Source organism: Corynebacterium halotolerans YIM 70093 = DSM 44683 (assembly GCF_000341345.1).
In the GTDB taxonomy this organism is placed as follows: Bacteria; Actinomycetota; Actinomycetes; order Mycobacteriales; family Mycobacteriaceae; genus Corynebacterium; species Corynebacterium halotolerans.
This window is the reverse complement of the sequence record NC_020302.1, coordinates 2,042,960-2,062,573: the sequence shown is the minus strand read 5'-3', so window position 1 is coordinate 2,062,573 and position 19,614 is coordinate 2,042,960. Positions and strand designations below refer to the sequence as shown.

General features: G+C 70.8%; 18 protein-coding genes. 16 read left to right on the top strand and 2 right to left on the bottom strand.

Going from position 1 to position 19,614, the window contains the following annotated elements:
• From murG to A605_RS09530, 12 genes are all read left to right on the top strand, one after another.
• Entirely contained in the window at positions 1-1,101 is a 1,101-nt protein-coding gene (gene murG / locus A605_RS09580) for an undecaprenyldiphospho-muramoylpentapeptide beta-N-acetylglucosaminyltransferase (protein ID WP_015401313.1), read from the top strand.
• Positions 1,102-1,196: 95 nt separating this feature from the next.
• Positions 1,197-2,576 carry a UDP-N-acetylmuramate--L-alanine ligase gene (murC, locus tag A605_RS09575; RefSeq protein ID WP_244429039.1) on the top strand — a complete coding sequence of 460 codons (1,380 nt, stop codon included), beginning with the start codon at positions 1,197-1,199 and terminating at the stop codon, positions 2,574-2,576.
• Between the two features lie 12 nt (positions 2,577-2,588).
• On the top strand, positions 2,589-3,248 hold the full coding sequence (locus A605_RS09570; RefSeq protein WP_015401311.1) for a cell division protein FtsQ/DivIB: 660 nt from the start codon (positions 2,589-2,591) through the stop codon (positions 3,246-3,248).
• Positions 3,249-3,597: 349 nt separating this feature from the next.
• Complete coding sequence (gene ftsZ, locus A605_RS09565) at positions 3,598-4,833, top strand: cell division protein FtsZ (protein WP_015401310.1); 1,236 nt, start codon at positions 3,598-3,600, stop codon at positions 4,831-4,833.
• Between the two features lie 9 nt (positions 4,834-4,842).
• Positions 4,843-5,574, top strand: a complete 732-nt coding sequence (pgeF, locus tag A605_RS09560) for a peptidoglycan editing factor PgeF (protein ID WP_027004088.1) — start codon at positions 4,843-4,845, stop codon at positions 5,572-5,574.
• 4 nt (positions 5,575-5,578) lie between these two features.
• Entirely contained in the window at positions 5,579-6,298 is a 720-nt protein-coding gene (locus A605_RS09555; RefSeq protein WP_015401308.1) for a YggS family pyridoxal phosphate-dependent enzyme, read from the top strand.
• 70 nt (positions 6,299-6,368) lie between these two features.
• On the top strand, positions 6,369-6,872 hold the full coding sequence (locus A605_RS09550; RefSeq protein ID WP_015401307.1) for a cell division protein SepF: 504 nt from the start codon (positions 6,369-6,371) through the stop codon (positions 6,870-6,872).
• Between the two features lie 117 nt (positions 6,873-6,989).
• Positions 6,990-7,283, top strand: coding sequence for a YggT family protein (locus tag A605_RS09545; protein WP_027004089.1), 294 nt, complete (start codon positions 6,990-6,992; stop codon positions 7,281-7,283).
• A gap of 196 nt (positions 7,284-7,479) precedes the next feature.
• Positions 7,480-8,571 carry a DivIVA domain-containing protein gene (locus tag A605_RS09540; protein WP_015401305.1) on the top strand — a complete coding sequence of 364 codons (1,092 nt, stop codon included), beginning with the start codon at positions 7,480-7,482 and terminating at the stop codon, positions 8,569-8,571.
• A 122-nt stretch (positions 8,572-8,693) separates the two neighbouring features.
• Entirely contained in the window at positions 8,694-8,852 is a 159-nt protein-coding gene (locus A605_RS15510) for a hypothetical protein (RefSeq protein WP_154653287.1), read from the top strand.
• A 324-nt stretch (positions 8,853-9,176) separates the two neighbouring features.
• A complete protein-coding gene (gene ileS, locus A605_RS09535; protein ID WP_015401304.1) occupies positions 9,177-12,365 on the top strand; it encodes an isoleucine--tRNA ligase in 3,189 nt (1,062 codons plus the stop codon).
• Between the two features lie 291 nt (positions 12,366-12,656).
• Positions 12,657-13,457, top strand: a complete 801-nt coding sequence (locus tag A605_RS09530; RefSeq protein WP_081602179.1) for an EamA family transporter — start codon at positions 12,657-12,659, stop codon at positions 13,455-13,457.
• A 14-nt stretch (positions 13,458-13,471) separates the two neighbouring features.
• Here the strand turns inward: A605_RS09530 and A605_RS09525 are convergent, their stop codons facing one another.
• Entirely contained in the window at positions 13,472-13,906 is a 435-nt protein-coding gene (locus tag A605_RS09525; RefSeq protein ID WP_162175323.1) for an HD domain-containing protein, read from the bottom strand.
• A 137-nt stretch (positions 13,907-14,043) separates the two neighbouring features.
• On the opposite strand from A605_RS09525, the gene A605_RS09520 reads away from it, so the two are divergent.
• The 3 genes from A605_RS09520 (at position 14,044) to A605_RS09510 (ending at position 17,860) form a co-directional block, all read left to right on the top strand.
• On the top strand, positions 14,044-15,453 hold the full coding sequence (locus tag A605_RS09520) for a DNA polymerase IV (RefSeq protein WP_015401301.1): 1,410 nt from the start codon (positions 14,044-14,046) through the stop codon (positions 15,451-15,453).
• Positions 15,454-15,498: 45 nt separating this feature from the next.
• The gene (locus tag A605_RS09515) at positions 15,499-17,031 is read left to right on the top strand and encodes a cation:proton antiporter (RefSeq protein WP_015401300.1); all 1,533 of its coding nucleotides are present in this window, start codon (positions 15,499-15,501) and stop codon (positions 17,029-17,031) included.
• A gap of 130 nt (positions 17,032-17,161) precedes the next feature.
• Positions 17,162-17,860 (top strand): DNA alkylation repair protein, encoded by a 699-nt coding sequence (locus A605_RS09510; protein ID WP_015401299.1) that lies wholly within the window; start codon positions 17,162-17,164, stop codon positions 17,858-17,860.
• Positions 17,861-17,865: 5 nt separating this feature from the next.
• On the opposite strand, the gene A605_RS09505 is transcribed toward A605_RS09510, so the two are convergent.
• Positions 17,866-18,834: an asparaginase gene (locus A605_RS09505; RefSeq protein WP_015401298.1), complete on the bottom strand. Its 969-nt coding sequence runs from the start codon at positions 18,832-18,834 to the stop codon at positions 17,866-17,868.
• Between the two features lie 177 nt (positions 18,835-19,011).
• Here A605_RS09505 and A605_RS09500 point away from each other — a divergent pair, with 177 nt between their 5' ends.
• The gene (locus A605_RS09500; protein ID WP_015401297.1) at positions 19,012-19,602 is read left to right on the top strand and encodes a WKL family lipoprotein; all 591 of its coding nucleotides are present in this window, start codon (positions 19,012-19,014) and stop codon (positions 19,600-19,602) included.
• The last annotated feature ends 12 nt before the right edge of the window (positions 19,603-19,614 follow it).

Below are 19,614 nucleotides of genomic sequence, written 5' to 3'. Positions count from 1 at the left end.
GTGGACGCAACCGGACCGGGTAACAACCCAGACTCCGGCCCCAGCATCGTGATCGCCGGAGGTGGCACCGCCGGCCACATCGAGCCTGCTCTGGCGGTCGGCGAGGCCCTCAGGCGCCGGCACAACGCCACCGTGACCGCACTCGGCACCTCCCGGGGCCTCGAGAGCGACCTCGTCCCCGGCCGCGGGTTCGACCTGCGGATGATCGATCCGGTCCCGGTTCCGCGCAAGGTCAGCGCCGATCTGTTCAAGCTCCCCTTCCGGGTGGTCAAGGCCGTCCTCCAGGCCCGCCGCGTCCTGAAGGACGTCGGCGCGCAGGTGCTGTTCGGTACCGGCGGCTACGTCGCCGCCCCCGCCTACATCGCCGCCCGCACCCTGAACATCCCGTTCTTCGTGCTGGAGACCAACGCCCTGGCCGGCATGGCCAACAAGCTCGGCGTCAGACTGGGCGGCACCGGCCTCAACGCCGTCGCCGGATCCGGCATGCCCGGGGAGGTCGTCGGGATCCCGGTGCGGCCGGGCCTGGGCGAGGACCGGGACGGCAACGCCGTCGCGTACGCCCGCGAGGAGTTCGGGCTGGCCGACGACCGGCGCACCCTGCTGGTCACCGGCGGATCCCAGGGCGCGGCGAGCATCAACCGCGCGGTGGAGGAGGCCGTCCCGCAGCTCATCGAGGCCGGCTACCAGATCCTCCACGCCTACGGGGCGAAGAACGATCCGCCGGCCACGGTGGACGACTTCTACGTCACCATGCCCTACATCCACGACATGTCCGGGGCCCTGACCGTGGCCGACATGATCGTCTGCCGCTCCGGCGCGATGACCGTCGCGGAGGTCACCGCCGCCGGGGTACCGGCGGTCTACGTGCCGCTGCCGCACGGCAACGGCGAGCAGGGCCGCAACGCCCGCCAGGTCGTCGAGGAGGGCGCCGCCCGCCTGGTCGACGATTCCGCCCTGACCCCGCAGCTGCTCGTCGAGCAGGTCAACGAGATCCTCGGTGACGAGGAGCAGCTGCGGAAGATGCGTTCGGCCGCCACCCGCAGCAGCACCGGCGATGTCTCCGAGCAGCTGGCCGACCGCGTCGTCGCGGCCATGTTCTGATTCCCCTTTCCCCACCCCGACCATCCAGGAGCACCTCCGTGACCGAATCCGTCGACCTCTCCCGCGTCCATCTCATCGGCATCGGCGGTGCCGGCATGTCGGGGGTGGCCCGCATCCTGCTCTCCCGCGGAGCGGTCGTCTCCGGTTCCGACGTCAAGGATTCCCGCCCCGTGCTGGCCCTGCGCGCGATGGGTGCGGAGATCGCCGTCGGCCACGCCGCCGGGAACCTGTCGATCTCCGGCGGGCTGCCGACGGTCGTCGTCACCTCCTTCGCCGCGATCCCGCAGGACAACCCGGAGCTGCTCGCCGCGCGCGAGCACGGCATCCCCGTCATCCGGCGTTCCGACCTGCTCGCCGAGCTGATGGTCGGGCACCGCCAGGTGCTCATCGCCGGCACCCACGGCAAGACCTCCACCACCTCCATGGCCGTGGCCGCCCTGCAGTCCGCGGGCCTGGATCCCAGCTTCGCCATCGGCGGCCAGCTCAACCGGGCGGGCACCAACGCCCACCACGGCACGGGCGACGCCTTCGTCGCCGAGGCCGACGAGTCGGACGCCTCGCTGCTGCGCTACCGCCCCGACATCGCGGTGGTCACCAACATCGAGCCCGATCATCTCGACCACTTCGGCACCGCCGAGGCCTACTTCGCCGTCTTCGACGACTTCGCCGACCGTCTCAGCGATGACGGCCACCTGATCGTCTGTCTCGACGACGGGCACGCCGCCGCCCTGGGCGAGCGCGTCGCGCAGCGCGGTGTCAACGTCCTCGGCTACGGCACCACCGCCGCGGCCGCCGCGCACCCGGACATCCCCGTCGCCGCCGAGATCCTCGACATCACCGTCTCCGAGGCCGGTTCGCGGGCGAGGATGCGTATCGACGACCGCGAGGTCACCGCCACGCTCCAGACCCCGGGCGCGCACATGGTGCTCAACGGCGCCGCCGCCCTGGTCGCCGGCCGGCTGGCCGGGGGAGAGCTGGACAAGCTCGTCGAGGGACTCAGCGATTTCTCGGGCGTGCGCCGCCGCTTCGAGTACCGCGGCACGGTCGAGGCCGGTGAGTTCGCCGGGGTGCGCGTCTTCGACGACTACGCCCACCACCCGACCGAGGTCACCGCGGTCCTGCGCGCCGCCCGCGAGATGGTCGAGGCCGAGGGGCAGGGCCGGGTGCTCGTCGTCTTCCAGCCGCACCTGTACTCGCGCACCATCGAGTTCGCCGGGGAGTTCGCCGCCGCGCTCTCGCTCGCCGACGCCGCCGTGGTCCTGGAGATCTACGGCGCCCGCGAACAACCGGTGGAGGGGGTGACCTCCCGCATCATCACCGACGCCATGACCTGCGAGGTCGCCTACGAGCCGGACTTCTCCGCCGCCCCGACCGCCGTGGCGCGGCTCGCGCGCCCGGGTGACGTCGTGCTCACCATGGGCGCGGGCAGCGTGACCCTGCTGGCGGCCGAGATCCTCACCGAACTGGGCAGCTAGGACACCACCGAGATGTCGAAGAAGCTCATCGCGGCGGTGCTGGCCGGACTGGTGGCGCTCGCGGTCGTCGTCACCGGTGTGCTCTGGGCCTTCCCGGTCCTCAAGGTCACCGGGTACGACATCACCGGCGCCGAGCGGCTGCCCGTCGAGACGGTCCAGGAGGCCACGGGGGTGGCCCCCGGGGACAACCTCGTGCGCGTCGACGCCCAGCAGGCCGCCGCCGGGGTGGCCCAGCTGCCGTGGGTGCGCACCGCCACCGTCACCCGCCAGTGGCCCTCGACCCTGGGCGTGGAGATCACCGAGCGCCGCGCGGTGCTGTTCTCCAACGAGGAGGACGGCACCCACCTGATCGACGAGACCGGCACGCCCTTCCTCATCGACACGCCCCCGGAGAGCGCGGTCGAGGTGACGGGGGAGGGCCGGGACGACCCGGAGGTGCTCGCCTCCGTCACCGAGGTAGTCGAGTCCCTGCCCGAGCACGTGCGCGGCCAGGTGGCCCGCGTCGACGCCCCGAGCGACCGGGACATCGAGTTCCACCTCCACGACGGACGCACCGTCTACTGGGGCTCCGCCCAGAACAACCACGACAAGGCCCTGGCCATGGAGACCGTGCTGACCCGGCAGGGCCAGCACTGGAACGTCTCCTCGCCGACCATGGTGACGGTGCGCTAGACCGGCGGTGACCGGGAGGGCCGTGACCTGGGAACTCCGTCTTTCCGGGGGCGTTTCGGGCGGCTCCCCCGAAAGCGGGCGGGTGGGGTGCGCCGACCCTCCGGTCAACCCCCGCCAACCCCGCCGCAGACGCCGTCGCGCGGGACCACTACACTGGGAGCGACGCGGAAAAGTGCACGTCACAACCCTAAAGTAAAGGTTGAGACTGCCGACACGCCAAAGAAAATGTGCTCCCTCCCGGACACGTTTTCGCCCATGATGGTTTACAACCCGCCCGGTGTCTGTGCCGGGCGATAATATATAGACCTCGTTTACGCTTCCCCAGACTTGAAAGGCGAGACCTATACCCATGACCTCACCGAACAACTACCTCGCCGTCATCAAGGTCGTCGGTGTCGGCGGCGGCGGTGTCAACGCCGTCAATCGCATGATTGAGGAGGGGCTGAAGGGTGTCGAGTTCGTCGCAGTGAACACCGACTCCCAGGCCCTGCTGTTCTCCGACGCGGACACCAAGCTCGACATCGGCCGCGAGGCGACCCGCGGCCTCGGCGCCGGCGCCAACCCCGACGTCGGCCGCACCTCCGCCGAGGACCACAAGTCCGAGATCGAGGAGACCCTCAAGGGCGCCGACATGGTCTTCGTCACCGCCGGTGAGGGTGGCGGAACGGGCACCGGTGCCGCACCGGTCGTCGCCGGCATCGCCAAGAAGCTCGGCGCCCTGACCGTCGGCGTGGTCACCCGCCCCTTCAAGTTCGAGGGACAGCGCCGCACCCGCCAGGCGATGGAGGGCATCGAGGTCCTCAAGGGTGTCTGCGACACCCTCATCGTCATCCCGAACGACCGCCTCCTCCAGCTGGGCGACGCCTCCCTGTCCATGATGGAGGCCTTCCGCGCCGCTGATGAGGTCCTGCACAACGGTGTCCAGGGCATCACGAACCTGATCACCACCCCCGGCGTGATCAACGTGGACTTCGCCGACGTCCGTTCGGTCATGGCGGACGCCGGCTCCGCGCTCATGGGCGTCGGCTCCGCACGTGGCGACGACCGCGTCATGGTCGCCGCCAAGCAGGCGATCAACTCCCCGCTGCTCGAGTCCACCATGGAGGGCGCCAAGGGCGTGCTGCTGTCGGTGGCCGGCGGCTCCGACCTGGGTCTGCAGGAGGTCAACGAGGCCGCCACGCTGGTCGAGGACCAGGCCGATCCGGACGCCAACATCATCTTCGGCACCATCATCGACGACAACCTCGGCGACGAGGTGCGCGTCACCGTCATCGCCACCGGTTTCGACGCCGCGAAGAACCCCGCCCCCGCATCGAACTCGCCCGAGCGCGAGGCCGCCCCCAGCCCGACCCCGGCCCCGGCCTCCGAGCGCGGTTCCCTGTTCGCCGAGCGCGACCGCGAGCCGGTCCAGGAGCGCCGGGATCCGACCCCGGCCCCGTCCGCCCCGCGCCACCGCGCCGAGGAGCCCCGCCACCGTTCCGGCGGGCTGTTCACCTCCGGTGAGGACCGCTACCGCGACGACCGCCGTGGCCGCGACAACCGCGACGACGGCGACGATCTCGATGTGCCCAGCTTCATGCGCTAGCCTCGGGTCATGCGATTGACCCAGGACAACCGCCCCGTCCGCATGGTGTTCACCACCCGTGCGGGCGGGGCTTCCGCATCCCCCTACGACTCCTTCAACCTCGCCGACCACGTCGGTGACGACCCGGCGCACGTCGCCGCCAACCGGGAACGGCTGGCCGGGGCCGTCGGCCTGGACCCGACCGACATCGTGTGGATGGAGCAGATCCACTCCAACACGGTCACCGTGGTCGACGGACCGCAGGCCGGACCGGTCGAGACGACCGACGCCCTGGTGACCACGCGCCCGGGCCTGGCCCTGGCCGTGCTGGTCGCCGACTGCGTGCCGGTCCTGCTCGCCGACCACACCGCCGGCGTCGCGGCCGCCGTCCACGCCGGACGCATGGGCGCGCGCAACGGCATCGTGGCCCGCACCGTGGAGAAGATGGTCGAACTCGGAGCCACGCCCACCGGCATCCAGGCACTGCTGGGCCCCGCCGCCTCCGGACGCCACTACGAGGTGCCGCAGGAGATGGCCGACGACGTAGAGTCCCGCCTGCCCGGCTCACGCACCCGCACCCGGCAGGGCACCTGGGGCATCGACGTCCGCGCCGGCCTGGTGCGCCAGCTGATGAGCCTCGGCGTCACCGGCATCGAGGCCGACCCGCGCTGCACCATTGAGGACACCGACTTCTTCTCCTACCGTCGGGAGGGGACCACCGGCCGCCAGGCCGGCCTGGTGTGGCTGACGGGCAGGGGGTAGGGCAGTGCACGGGACAGACTCCGAACGCACCACCGAACTGCGGGAGAACCTGGCGCGCGTGCGCGAACGCATCGCCGACGCCGCCCGGGCCGCCGGCCGTGACCCGGGGGAGATCCGGCTGCTGCCGGTGACCAAGTTCCACCCGGCCACGGACCTCGCCCGGCTGGTGGAACTCGGCGTCACCGACGTCGCCGAGAACCGCGAGCAGGAGGCCCGCGCCAAGGCCGGCGAGGTGCCGGCGGCCCGCATCCACATGATCGGCCAGATCCAGACCAAGAAGGCCAACGCCGTGGCCCGCTGGGCCACGGCCGTCCACTCGCTGGACTCCGTGCGCCTGGCCCGGGGGCTCGACCGCGGCGTGGCGCTCGCCCTCGAGCGCGGCGAACGGGAGTCGGCGAGCCTGCCCTGCCACCTGCAGCTGTCGGCCGACGGCGACCCGGGGCGCGGGGGAGTGGCGGCCGGTGATCTCGACGAGCTCGCCGACGCCGTCGAGGAGGCCGCCCACCTCGAGCTGACGGGCCTGATGTGCGTGCCCCCGCTGGGTTCCGACCCCGCGGAGGTCTTCGCCGGTGCGCGCGGGCTGGCCGACCGGCTCGGCGAGCGGATGGGGCGGACGATGACGTTGTCGGCCGGCATGTCGGCGGATCTGGAGGCCGCGATTTGCGCGGGCTCGGATATCGTGCGTGTCGGAACCGGCGTGCTCGGTGAGCGAAAGCTACCGTAAGTCCCAGTACATCTGTAACATGCGGTATCAGCTGCACAGACGGGGTAGAAACCGAGAGGGAGACCACGACATGTCAATCATGAAGAGCGCCAAGGAGTTCTTCGGCCTGGCTCCGGTGGACATGGAGCACGAGGACGCCTACTACGACGACGAGCCGCGTTACCGTAACGACGGTTCCGCCGCCTACGCCCCGGCCCCGCGCCGGGAGCGCGACTACGACGACTACGACCGTTACCCTGAGCCCGAGGCCCCCGCCCCGGCGCCGGCACCGGTCGCCCCCCGTCCCGCCCCGCGCGCCTACTCCGCGACGATCGTTCCCGTGCAGCTGACCTCCTACACCGAGGCCACCCTGATCGGCGAGCCCTTCCGCGACGGCGACGCGGTCGTGTTCGACCTGACCCACGTGGACAAGTCCGAGGCCAAGCGCGTCATCGACTTCGCCGCCGGCCTGTGCTTCGCCGTGCGCGGCCAGATGAAGAAGCTCGACGGCGGCGAACGCACCCTGTTCGCCATCGTCCCCGAGAACGCGTCCGTGTCCACCCTGGATCTCGAGCGGGCCGCCGGTCTGCGTTAGCCGATCCCGGCCGGACCGGCCACCCGACCCGCCCCCACACCCCGTGGCAGTCGAACACCCCGCCCAGGTGGCGGGGTGTTCGTGGATCCGGGCCCGGTTCCGATAGGCTCGGTGAGCGTGACCCTGCTTGGAACCATCCTCTACATCGTCCTCCGTCTCTTCGCGCTCATCCTCATCGCGCGCATCGTGATCGAGATGATCCAGTCGTTCTCGCGCAACTTCCAGCCGCCCCGGTGGTTCATCATGGTCGCGGAGCCGCTCTTCGTGATCACGGATCCCCCGGTCAAGGCCCTGCGGCGCGTGATCCCCCCGTTGCGGCTGGGCAACGTCGCACTCGATCTCTCGGTGATCGTGCTGTTCATTGTCCTGTCGATCCTCACCTCCGTGGTCTTCAACACCATGGTCGTGTGACCTCCCCGGAGAAATGCGGTCTGCCGGGTGGTCGGGCGCGTTCACCTCCGGTAAAGATTTAACGTGTCTGGTGGCCCCCGACCATGTCCGAACGACTACACTCATCGGGGACCACCACGTACGATTATTTGAAACGCACCGTGTGGGCCGTCCCGCACCAGCCCCCAGGGGCCGACGAAACTCGAAGGGAACTCCAATGCCGCTGACACCAGCTGACGTGCACAATGTCGCTTTCAGTAAGCCGCCTATCGGCAAGCGGGGGTACAACGAGGACGAGGTCGACCAGTTCCTCGACCTCGTCGAGGACACGCTCTCGCAGCTGCAGGAGGAGAACGACGACCTGCGCTCCCGTGTCGAGGAACTGGATTCCCGGGACCAGGGCGGCAAGACGGGCACCGCCGGTGCCGCCGGTGCGGGTGCCGCCGCCGGTTCCCAGGTGGATGAGGCCAAGCTGCGCAAGGAGCTCGAGACCAAGCTGCGCAACGAGTACGAGGCCAAGCTCACGGACGCGAAGAAGGCCACCGAGAAGGCCGAGGCCGAGGCCAAGACCGCCAAGGATGAGGCCAAGAAGAACAAGGACGCCGCCGACAAGGCCCGCGCCGAGGCCGCCGAGGCGAAGAAGTCCAGCGCCTCCACCTCCAACGCCCCGGCCGCTGCGGCCGCCTCCGGTGCCGCCGCGACCACCGCCGCCGCGGGCGCAGGTGCCTCCGGGGTGGCCACCGCCGACACCCACATGCAGGCCGCCAAGGTGCTGGGCCTGGCCCAGGAGATGGCCGACCGCCTGACCTCCGAGGCGCAGGCCGAGTCCCGCTCCATGCTGGACGAGGCCCGCGGTGCCGCCGAGAAGCAGCTGGCCGATGCCGATTCCCGCGCCAAGGCCCAGCTGGCCGACGCCGATTCCCGCGCCAAGGCCCAGCTCGCCGAGGCCGAGAAGAACGCCCAGAACCAGCTTTCCGAGGCCGACAGCCGGTCCAAGAGCATGATCGCCGACGCGGAGAAGCGCGCCGAGGAGACCGTCAACGACGCGAACTCCCGCGCCGAGGCCCAGATCCGACAGGCCCAGGACAAGGCCAATGCCCTGCAGGCCGACGCCGAGCGCAAGCACGCCGAGATCATGAACACCGTCAAGCAGCAGCAGACGGCCCTGGAGTCCCGCATCTCCGAGCTGCGCACCTTCGAGCGCGAGTACCGCACCCGCCTGAAGACCATGCTGCAGTCCCAGCTCGAGGAGCTGGAGTCCCGCGGCTCCTCCGCCCCGAGCGGCGACGGCGTCGGCAAGGACAACTAGCCCGACCCCCGCAGCGCCAGCCCCCTAGCTCCCCGCCGGACCCCACACGGTCCCCGGGGAGCACGTGTTTTCCCCTCGTCCCCACCCCGTCCCGGATCCTGACCGGAGGTCCCCCGCCCGCCATGCTGCTTGCCGCCCTCGGGTTCTCCCTCGTCGCCTTCACCGCGCTGGTCGCGTACGTGGCCACCGGCGCCGCAGCCTGGCTGTGGCTGCTCTTCCCGGCGGTGGGCGGTGGCCTGGCGGCCCTGGGCGCCGACCTCCGGCAGCGTCGTCGGCGCTGACGCCGGCCCAGGCACCGCCCGGCCCGAACCGGGCGGATTTGACGGACGGGGGTATACTTTCCCACGTATCGCCGCCGGGGAGCAGTCCCGGCGGGTACCGCGATGATCCGGCCATCACCGGGGAGCGTTCCGGAAGAACAGCGGGGCATGGTCCCGCCCAGTAGAACCGGACGGGTGGGACCGTCACAGACCTTCACCACGAAACGAAGTGGGGCTCTCCACGGCCACGGCCGGGAGCCCAAGCAGGGTGGTACCGCGCGGAGAACGCGTCCCTGTACACCAGTTGCGCAAGAACCGTCGTGTGTGAAGGAAGTGAACGAAGCTATGACCGACCAGGTCGGCGGCGTCTACCCCAGGGTGGACATGACCGGGGGATCCACCCGGTTCCCGGACATGGAGGAAAACGTCCTCGCCTATTGGAGGGAGGACGCCACCTTCCAGGCCTCACTCGAGCAGCGCGCGGGCTCCGAGGAGTACATCTTCTACGACGGCCCCCCGTTCGCCAACGGACTGCCGCACTACGGGCACCTGCTCACCGGCTACGTCAAGGACATCATCCCGCGCTACCGCACCATGGCCGGCTACCACGTCCCGCGTGTCTTCGGCTGGGACACCCACGGCCTGCCGGCCGAGCTCGAGGCGGAGAAGCAGCTGGGCATCACCGACAAAGGCCAGATCGAGGACATGGGCCTGGCCAAGTTCAACGACTACTGCGCCACCTCCGTGCTCCAGTACACCAAGGAGTGGGAGGAGTACGTCACCCGTCAGGCGCGCTGGGTCGACTTCGAGAACGGCTACAAGACCATGGACATGGATTTCATGGAGTCGGTCATGTGGGCGTTCAAGAACCTCTACGACAAGGGCCTGATCTACCAGGGCTTCCGCGTGCTGCCCTACTCCTGGGCCGAGCACACCTCGTTGTCCAACCACGAGACCCGCCTGGACGACTCCTACAAGATGCGCCAGGACCCGGCGTTGACGGTCACCTTCCCGCTCACCGGCGCCCGCCCGGGCACCGCCGCCGAGCAGACCCTGGCCGAGAACCCGCAGCTCGCCGACGCCGCGGCGCTGGCCTGGACGACCACCCCGTGGACCCTGCCGTCGAACTCGGCGCTGGCCGTCCACCCGGAGGTCAACTACTCCCTGGTCAAGGTCGGCGAGGACGGCCTGGCGGAGTTCGCCGGCCGCACCCTGCTGCTGGCCGAGAACCTGCTGGGCTCCTACGCCAAGGAGTTCGGCGGGGACCACGAGGTCACGGCCACCTTCACCGGCGCGCAGCTGGTCGGCTTCTCCTACCGGCCGATCTTCGACTTCTTCGCGGACATGCGCAACGGCTTCCAGATCCTGGCCGCCGAGTACGTGACCACCGAGGACGGCACCGGCATCGTCCACCAGGCCCCGGCCTTCGGTGAGGACGACATGGCCGCCTGCCAGGCCCTCGACATCGACCTGGTCATCCCGGTGGACATGGACGGCAAGTTCACCGAGCAGGTCGCCCCGTACGCCGGCCAGCTCGTCTTCGACGCCAACAAGGACATCATCCGCGACCTCAAGGCCGCCGGCCGCGTCCTGCGCCACGACACCATCGAGCACTCCTACCCGCACTCCTGGCGCTCCGGCCAGCCGCTGATCTACATGGCCCTGCCGAGCTGGTTCGTCAAGGTCACCGAGATCCGCGACCGCATGGTCGAGCTCAACCACAACGAGATCGAGTGGCTGCCGGAGCACATCCGCGACGGCCAGTTCGGCAAGTGGCTCGAGGGCGCGCGCGACTGGAACATCTCCCGCTCCCGCTACTGGGGCTCGCCCATCCCGGTGTGGGTCTCCGACTCGGAGGAGTACCCGCGCGTCGACGTCTACGGCTCCCTCGACGAGCTCGAGCGCGATTTCGGCGTGCGCCCGGAGAATCTGCACCGCCCCTACATCGACGAGCTGACCCGCCCGAACCCGGACGATCCCACCGGCCGGTCGACCATGCGGCGCGTGCCGGAGGTCCTCGACTGCTGGTTCGAGTCCGGTTCCATGCCGTTCGCCCAGAAGCACTACCCCTTCGAGAACCGCGAGTGGTTCGACACCCACTCGCCGGCCGACTTCATCGTCGAGTACTCCGGGCAGACCCGCGGCTGGTTCTACACCATGCACGTGCTGTCGACCGCGCTGTTCGACCGCCCGGCGTACAAGAAGGTCGTCGCCCACGGCATCGTCCTCGGCGAGGACGGGCAGAAGATGTCCAAGTCCAAGGGCAACTACCCGAACGTCAACGAGGTCTTCGACCGCGACGGCTCGGACGCCATGCGCTGGTTCCTGATGTCCTCGCCGATCCTGCGGGGCGGCAACCTCATCGTCACCGAGCAGGGCATCCGCGACGGCGTGCGCCAGGCGCTGCTGCCGATCTGGAACGCCTACTCCTTCCTGCAGCTGTACTCCTCGAAGACCGCGGAGTGGTCCGTCGACTCCGAGCACGTGCTCGACCGCTACATCCTGGCCAAGCTGCACGACCTCGTGACCGGTGTCGACGCCGCGTTGCGCGACACCGACATCGCCGGTGCCTGCGACCAGGTCCGCCTGTTCGCCGACGCCCTGACCAACTGGTACGTGCGCCGCTCCCGCGACCGTTTCTGGGCCGGCGATGACGAGCACCCGGAGGCCTTCAACACCCTCTACACGGTGCTCGAGGTCCTCACCCGGGTCACGGCCCCGCTGCTGCCGTACATCTCCGAGGTCATCTGGCGCGGCCTGACCGGAGAGCGCTCGGTCCACTTGGCCGACTACCCGGCGGCCGCGGACATCCCGGCCGACGACGCGCTGGTCGCCGCCATGGACGCCACCCGCGGCGTGTGCTCCGCGGCCTCCTCGGTGCGCAAGGCCCACAAGCTGCGCAACCGCCTGCCGCTGCCGTCGCTGACCGTGGCGCTGCCGGACTCCGGGAAGCTCGCCGACTTCGCGCCCATCATCCGCGACGAGGTCAACGTCAAAGACGTCCAGCTCACCAGCGACGTCGACTCCGTGGGCACCTTCGAGGTCGTCGTCAACGCCAAGGTTGCCGGCCCGCGTCTGGGCAAGGACGTCCAGCGCGCCATCAAGGCCGTCAAGGCCGGCAACTACGAGCGGGCGGGGGAGACGGTCGTCGCCGACGGCATCGAGCTGAACCCGGACGAGTTCACCGAGCGCCTCGTCGCCGCCGATCCGGACTCCACCGCGCGCATCGACGGCATCGACGGCCTGGTCGTCCTCGACATGGAGCTCACCGAGGAGCTCGAGGCCGAGGGCTGGGCCGCGGACGTCATCCGCGGCCTGCAGGACGCCCGCAAGGCCACCGGCCTGGCGGTCTCCGACCGCATCACCGTGACCCTGTCGGTCCCGGCGGACAAGGAGGAGTGGGCCACCCGCCACCGCGGCCTCATCGCCGGCGAGGTCCTGGCCACCTCCCTCGAGGTCACCACCGAACCGCTGACCGGTGACGACGTCCACGACGTCGTCAAGGGCGCGACCGCCACGGTGGCGAAGAACTAGCCCGGTTCGACCGGCAGGGGCCTCCGGGCGGGACGCTGATCCCGCCCGGAGGCCCTTCCCGTCTGCGCCCCGCCGCAGGTTCAGGAGTGCGCAGCTGCGCACTGGTTCGCCCGCACATGAACCTCCAGCCGGGGGGGATGGTGCTGCGGGGGCACGTCCCGGACAGGGAAAGGCGCCTGTCACCCCGAGCTGATGCCCTCGCTTCACCCGCGCCGGGATAGAGTGGCTCCCGTGACAGGGGAGAACAGTGCCGCGGCGCAGAACCGCAACCGGTGGGCCGCCCCGGCGGTCATGGTGGTCTCGGGTGTCTCGCTGTACGCGGGCGCGGCGATCGCCGTCGGCCTGTTCGAGGTCTTCCCGCCGGTCGTCGTCGCCTGGTTCCGCATGGCCGCGGCGGCCGTCATCCTCGTCGTGTTCAACCGCCCGCGGCTGCGGGACTTCATCGGCGAGACCGGCTTCCGGGCCGCCGTCTACGGCATCGTGACCATGGGCATGAACATGACCTTCTACGAGGCCATCGCCCGTCTGCCCATGGGCACCGCGGTGGCCATCGAGTTCCTGGGCCCCATCGTCGTGGCGGCCTTCGGCTCCCGCTCGGTGCGGGACTGGGGGGCGCTCATCCTCGCCGCGGCCGGGGTGCTCGTGATCTCCGGGGCAAGCTGGGCGACCTCCGCCGACGGCATCCTCTTCGCCCTGCTCGCCGGTGCTCTGTGGGCCGGCTACATCGTCGCCGGCTCCCGCATCGCGGGTGACGCGGCGACCTCCCGGACGTCGATCGCCACTGGTTTCGCGTGGGCGGCCGTCGTGGGCCTGCCGCTGATCCTGTGGCTGTGGCCCACGACCGTCGACATGTCCGCGATGCAGGTCGTCGGCCTGGCCGCCGGGCTCGGCCTGCTCTCGGCGGCGATCCCGTACAGCCTGGACCAGGTGGTCCTGCGCATGGCCGGCTCCGCGTACTTCGCCCTCCTGCAGGCCATCCTGCCGCTGGTCGCCGCGGTCATCGGCGCGTTCGCCCTGGGCCAGTGGCTGTCCTGGGCGGAGCTGGCGGGCATCGTCTTCGTCGTCGCGGCGGTGGCGTTGCGGCGCCCGTGAGGGCGGGCGGGGGACTACACCCCGGCGCCCTCGAGCAGTTCGAGGCCCCGGTGGCACCGGTCCCGCGTCTGCTCCCGCTCAGCGGGGTCGAGCCGGGACAGACGCTCCTCGGAGGCGTGGTCGGTCAGGTCCGCGTGCTTGACCGCGCGGGCGAGGTCGTCCCCGCGCAGTCGCGTGAGGTGCTCCTCAAGGGACCGGCCCTCCTCGTGGGTGAGCAGGTCGACGGCGTCGACGATGGTCTCGGTGAAGCCCATCTCGCGCAGGTCGTCGAGTGTGACGTCGGTGTCCTCGACGAGGTCGTGGAGCCAGGCGACCGCCACGGCGTCGGTGTTCGCGCCCTTCTCGCGGAGGATGCCGGCCACGCGGGTGATGTGCTCGATGTGCGGCTCACCGGTCTCGTCGGTCTCGCCCTCGTACACTTCGCGGGCCAGCTCCACGGCTTGTTCCATCAGATACATCGGATCCACAGTGCTACCTCCCGGTCGTGGGATTGGGGGACACGTGTGACCCTACTCTCAACCGGGCGCCGCGCGCAGGCGACGGTCGACGGGACCACCGCACACGTGGTCGATTACCCTGGTCAGTGATGAGACGCTGGGTACTGCACATCGACATGGACGCCTTCTTCGCGTCCTGCGAGCAGCTGACCCGCCCCACCCTGCGCGGCCGCCCGGTCCTCGTGGGCGGGGTCAGCGGCCGCGGCGTCGTCGCCGGGGCCTCCTACGAGGCCCGCCCCTACGGCGCCCGCTCGGCGATGCCCATGCACCAGGCCCGCGCACTGGTCGGCTGGTCCGCGGTCGTCGTCGCCCCGCGCAAGGAGGTCTACAGCACGGCGTCGAGACGCGTCTTCGAGATCGTCGCCCGCGAGGCCGGCGTCGTTGAACGCCTCAGCATCGACGAGGGCTTCCTGGAGCCGCCCGAGCTGGCGGACACAAGCCCCGACGAGGTCCGGGCCTGGGCGGAGAACCTGCGGCGGATCATCCGCGAGGAGACCGGGCTGCCGGCGTCGATCGGCGCGGGTTCGGGCAAGCAGTACGCGAAGATCGCCTCCGACGCCGCCAAGCCCGACGGGGTGTTCCTCATCCCCGTCGAGGAGCAGCGGGAGATCCTGGGTCCCATGCCGGTGAAGGTGCTGTGGGGCGTCGGACCCGTCACCGGGGCGAAACTGCACCAGATGGGCATCGACACGATCGCGGACCTGGCGGCGATGAGCCGGAAGGAGGTGGAGATCAGCCTCGGCGCGACGGTGGGCCTGAGCCTGTGGACGCTCGCCCGCGGCACCGACGACCGCCCCGTCGCCCCGCGCGCGGAGGCCAAGCAGGTCTCCGCCGAGCACACCTACGAGACCGACCTGACCACCACGGGCCAGGTCGACGCCGCGATCACCCGGGCGGGGGAGGGGGCGCACCGGCGGCTGCTCCGCGACGGCCGCGGGGCGCGCACCGTCACCGTCAAGCTGCGGATGGCGGACTTCCGCATCGAGTCCCGCTCCCTGACCCTGTCGTACGCGACCGACGACCTCGACACCCTGCTGGCCACCGCCGCGCGCCTGGCCCGCTACCCCGACGAGGTGGGGCCCATCCGCCTGGTGGGGGTCAGCTTCTCCGGGCTGGAGACCGCCCGGCAGGACGTGCTCTTCCCCGAACTCGACCGGCAGGTCGTCCGCCCCGAGCCCCCGACCACCGATTACGAGGTCGGCGTGCGCGGGGGAGAATCCGCCGGCGAGGAGGTCGTGGAGATCGACGAGCCGCCCCCGCCCTCGGGGTGGCGGGCCACGCAGGACGTGCGCCACCCGGAGTACGGGCACGGCTGGGTGCAGGGCTCCGGCCACGGGGTGGTCACCGTGCGCTTCGAGACGCGCACCACCGGGCCAGGCCGCACCCGCTCCTTCGCCGTCGACGATCCGGTCCTGGCACCCGCGGATCCGGTGGACAGTCTCGACTGGGGCGACTGGCTCGCCGAGCGGGAGGCGCGTGAGGCCCTGGCGGACGGCTAGGGGGCCCGTCCGCGCAGGGTCGCCCGCGGGCGTATAACAGGGGACATGACCACCCTGCTGATGATCGCCGCGCTCCTTCTGACGACCGTCGCTGTGGTTGCGGTCGGCGAGCGCATCGGGCTGCCCTGGCCCGCCCTGCTCACCATCGTCACCGCGGGGGCATTCCTGGTTCCGGGGATCCCGGAACTGGAGATCCCCTCCGAACTCATCCTCCCGGTGTTCCTGCCACCGCTGCTGTGGGCCCTGGCGCGCCGCACCTCCTGGCCCGTGATCCGCGGTCAGCTCTCCACCATCGTCTCCCTGTCGGTGCTGCTGGTGTTCGCCACGATCGCGGTGTTGACCGGCGTCACCCTTCTGCTGCTGCCGGGCATCGGGGTGGCCGCGGCCATCGTGCTGGCCGCCGCCCTCGCCCCGCCGGACCCCGTGGCCGTGGACGCGGTCGCGGAACCGGTGGGCATTCCACGGCGCATCATCACCTCGCTGCAGAGTGAGGGGCTGTTCAACGACGCGGCGTCGATCGTGACCTTCCACGTGGCGCTCGGCGCCCTGGTCGCGGGCTCCGAGCTGTCCTGGACCGCCGGGGTGCTCAGCTTCCTGTGGTCCGTGATCGCCGCCGTGGCCCTCGGCCTGCTCAGCGGCCGGCTGTCGGCCTGGTTCACCGACCATGTCCCCAGCGTCGAGGCGAGCAACGCGCTGACCTGGGTGCTGCCCTTCGCCATCTATCTCCTCGCCGAGGAGGTGGGGGCCTCCGGGGTCATCGCGATCGTCATCGCCGCCGTGGAGATGAACTCGCGGGCGTCGATCGGCGCGGAGGACCGGCTGTCCGGCGGAGCCTTCTGGGGAACGGTGGAGATCCTCTTCACGGGCGTCGCCTTCGGACTGATCGGCCTGAGTGTGCGGGACGCCGTCGAGGAGGTCGGCTCCGATCTGTGGGCCGCGGTGGGGGTCGGCGTGGTGCTGTCCCTGGCGGCCATCGCGGTGCGCTTCCTCTGGCTGTGGGGGAGTTACCGGATCAACCGGTGGCGGGGCCGCACCAACACCGCTCCCCTGCGCATGCAGGAGGCACTGCTGATGAGCTGGGCCGGCATGCGCGGTCTGGTTACCCTCGCCCTGGTGCTGTCCATCCCCTCCGGTTTCTTCCCCTTCCACCACGAGCTCGCGGTCATCGCCCTGGTGGTGTTGCTGATCACCATGGTCCTGCCCGCGCTGACGCTGCCGTGGCTGATGGGCCGGCTGAATCTGGAGCAGGGCCCCGATGCCGCCGGGGATCAGGCCCGGGCCGAGCTGGTCGAGCGGGTGCGCCGGGCGGCCCGGGCCCACCTGGAAGAGCACCCCGAGGTCCCGACGGAGAGGATCGACGCCATCCGGCAGTGGATCAGCCGGGAGCTGGGCGACGATACCGAGGCCGCCGGACGGTTCGCCGAACAGCGGCGCGCCGCCGGGAAGCTGCGCCTCGGGGCGCTTCGCGCGGCCCAGGAGGAGTTGATCGCCGCCCGGCGCGAACCGGGCGTGAATCCCGCCTACGTCGATGAGGTGCTCGGTACCGTGGACCGGATGATCCTCGCCGCCGAACGCTGAGGTCCGTGGGGTGGCGCCCGCGCAACGGTGCCGTCGTGGAGGGCCGTACTCCCGGTCTGTCGTCCTCGCCGGCTCTCGTGTCCGGGTCCCGTTCTAGGGTGAACCCGTACCCGGAGAACAGGAGAGCGCGATGCCCGAGACAGTGACCGAGACAGCAACCGCGGTGACGGCCGAGCTGGCCGAACTCGAGGACCCGAGGATCCGTGAGGTCAACGCCCGGCACGGCGACGACCACGGCGTGAACCTGACCAGGCTGCGGGCGGTGGCCAAGCGGTTGAAGAGCCGGCCTGAGCTCGCCCGCGAGCTGTGGGCGACGGGGGATTCCGCGGCCCGGCTGCTGGCCGTCCTCATCAGCCGTCCCCGCAACTACGAGATGGATGAGCTGGATGCGATGCTGCGTCAGGCGCGCACGCCCAAGGAACAGGACTGGCTGGTCAACTACCTGGGCAAGAAGCATCCGCGCTCCGAGGAGCTGCGTCTGTCCTGGTCCGCCGATGCGGACGCCCGGGTCGCGGCCGCGGGCTGGGAACTGACCGCGGAGCGGATCGTCAAGAAGCCGTCGGGACTGGATCTTTCCGGGCTGCTCGACGTCATCGAGGCGGAGATGGGGCAGGCCCCGGACCGGTTGCAGTGGGCGATGAACAACTGCCTGGCCCAGATCGGGATCCACCACGAGGGGCACCGGGCGAGGGCGCTGGCGATCGGTGAGCGCCTGGCGGTGCTCAAGGACTATCCGACGCCGCCGAACTGCACGTCCCCGTACGCGCCGGTCTGGATCAACGAGATGGTCGACCGGCGGAACGCGGGCCGGAACGGCCGGAACAACTAGAACAACTAGAACAACGCCGCCGGATCCACGCCCGCGGCGAGTGCGGTGGCCAGCACCATCCGCGCCTGCCCGGCGCGCAGGTGGCCGGCCGCGACGGCCCCGTGCCCGGCCAGGGTGGCTCCGCCGCCGGAACCGGCGTAGGCGAGCTTGACCGCGCCTTCCGGCACGCGGGTGGAGATCACCACCGGGATGCCCGCGTCGAGCGCGTCCACCACGCCCTCGCCCATGCCCGCGCCGATATTGCCCGAGCCGAGGGCCTCGATGACCAGCCCCTGCGCACCGGCGGCCACGGCGGCGTCGACGAGTTCGCGTCCCGCGCCGGGCCAGGCGGCCAGGACCATGACCTCCGTGCCGGCGAGCGGGACCACGGGCAGCGGTTCGGGCCGGGCGAGGTCCGCCGCGGCCGCCGAGGCGAAGGCGGCCAGCTCCGAGGTGTGTCGCTTGATGAGTCCACGGGCCGGCAGCACCTGCCCGCCGAAGGCCAGGAGCACGCCGCGGTCGTGGGCGGCCGGGTCGGCGGCCAGCTCCACCGCGGCCGCCAGGTTGCCGGGGCCGTCGGTCTCCGGGTGGTCGAAGGCGCGCTGCGCGCCGGTGAAGACCACGGGGCGGGGATCGTCGTGGACCAGGTCCAGGGCGAGGGCGGAGTCCTCCATCGAGTCGGTGCCGTGGGTGACCACCACGCCGGTGACGTGCGGGTCGGCGAGTTCCCCGCGCACGGCAGCGATGAGCCCGTCGACGTCGGCGAGCGTGATCTTCGACGAGTCGAGCAGGGTGAGTTCGCGGGCGCGGACGTCCGGGCCGGCGCCGGTACGGTCGGCCACTGCGCCCACTGTGCCCACTGTGCCTACTGCACTCATGGCGGCAACGAGCTCGGGGCCGGTGACCGTGGGGGAGAGGGATCCGTCGGCGGCGGTGCGGCAGGCGATCGTCCCGCCGGTGGTCAGGACGCTGATGCGCGGGGAGGTGGGGCTCATGGCACCAGACTGCCACAGTGGGGGCCACGGACAGCGCCGGTCTGCTCCCGCACGGATGTGAAATCACGGAATGGTAACGTGTACGATTTAGCCCGATGCTGGCGTCATGTACCCACCCGGGGCACCAGTTCCCCGCCACCTGCACCTGACGGCGCCACCACCGACCGAGGAGATTACGTGAAGCTGTCCAAGATCACCGCCCTCACCGCCGCGTTCGGCGCCGCCCTCGCGCTGAGCGCCTGCGGCGGGGAGGAAACCACCACGGAGACCACCGAAACCACCACCAGCGCGGAGACCACCACCGAGGCCGCCCCGGAGCTGCCGACCGCCGCCGACCTCAACGCGGTGCTGTCGAAGGCCACCGACTCCTCGCTGCCGATGGAGGAGCGTGTGACCACCGTGCAGGGCGGTGAGACCGCGCCCGAGCTGTTCGAGACCATGACCATCTCCAAGGAGGAGTCCGGCGCGGACTTCCAGGTCGTCGACCCGGTCCTGCCGGGCTACACCCCGGACTCCGTCCTGGCCACGGTGAACTTCACCCTGCCGGACCAGCCCGCCCAGGTGGCCGACAACGTCGAGTTCATCCACGAGGACGGCACCTGGAAGCTGTCCCAGTCCTGGGCCTGCACCCTGATCACCAACACCGTCGCGCCCGAGCAGGTGCCGGCGATGTGCCTCGACAACACCGGTGAGGCCCCGGCCGAGGATCCGGCCCAGGCGCCGGCGGAGGCCCCCGCCGAGGAGCCGGCTCCGGCCCCGGCGCAGTAACCGGTCTGCTCG

Excerpts from the sequence above, each read along its gene's own strand:
- murC (WP_244429039.1), top strand. The coding sequence starts at position 1,197 with ATGTCGGGGGTGGCCCGCATCCTGCTCTCCCGCGGAGCGGTCGTCTCC.
- A605_RS09570 (WP_015401311.1), top strand. The coding sequence starts at position 2,589 with ATGTCGAAGAAGCTCATCGCGGCGGTGCTGGCCGGACTGGTGGCGCTC.
- A605_RS15510 (WP_154653287.1), top strand. The coding sequence starts at position 8,694 with ATGCTGCTTGCCGCCCTCGGGTTCTCCCTCGTCGCCTTCACCGCGCTG.
- A605_RS09505 (WP_015401298.1), bottom strand. The coding sequence starts at position 18,834 with ATGAGCCCCACCTCCCCGCGCATCAGCGTCCTGACCACCGGCGGGACG.
- pgeF (WP_027004088.1), top strand. The coding sequence starts at position 4,843 with ATGCGATTGACCCAGGACAACCGCCCCGTCCGCATGGTGTTCACCACC.
- A605_RS09550 (WP_015401307.1), top strand. The coding sequence starts at position 6,369 with ATGTCAATCATGAAGAGCGCCAAGGAGTTCTTCGGCCTGGCTCCGGTG.
- A605_RS09540 (WP_015401305.1), top strand. The coding sequence starts at position 7,480 with ATGCCGCTGACACCAGCTGACGTGCACAATGTCGCTTTCAGTAAGCCG.
- A605_RS09520 (WP_015401301.1), top strand. The coding sequence starts at position 14,044 with ATGAGACGCTGGGTACTGCACATCGACATGGACGCCTTCTTCGCGTCC.
- ftsZ (WP_015401310.1), top strand. The coding sequence starts at position 3,598 with ATGACCTCACCGAACAACTACCTCGCCGTCATCAAGGTCGTCGGTGTC.
- A605_RS09525 (WP_162175323.1), bottom strand. The coding sequence starts at position 13,906 with ATGGAACAAGCCGTGGAGCTGGCCCGCGAAGTGTACGAGGGCGAGACC.
- A605_RS09515 (WP_015401300.1), top strand. The coding sequence starts at position 15,499 with ATGACCACCCTGCTGATGATCGCCGCGCTCCTTCTGACGACCGTCGCT.
- A605_RS09530 (WP_081602179.1), top strand. The coding sequence starts at position 12,657 with ATGGTGGTCTCGGGTGTCTCGCTGTACGCGGGCGCGGCGATCGCCGTC.
- ileS (WP_015401304.1), top strand. The coding sequence starts at position 9,177 with ATGACCGACCAGGTCGGCGGCGTCTACCCCAGGGTGGACATGACCGGG.
- A605_RS09510 (WP_015401299.1), top strand. The coding sequence starts at position 17,162 with ATGCCCGAGACAGTGACCGAGACAGCAACCGCGGTGACGGCCGAGCTG.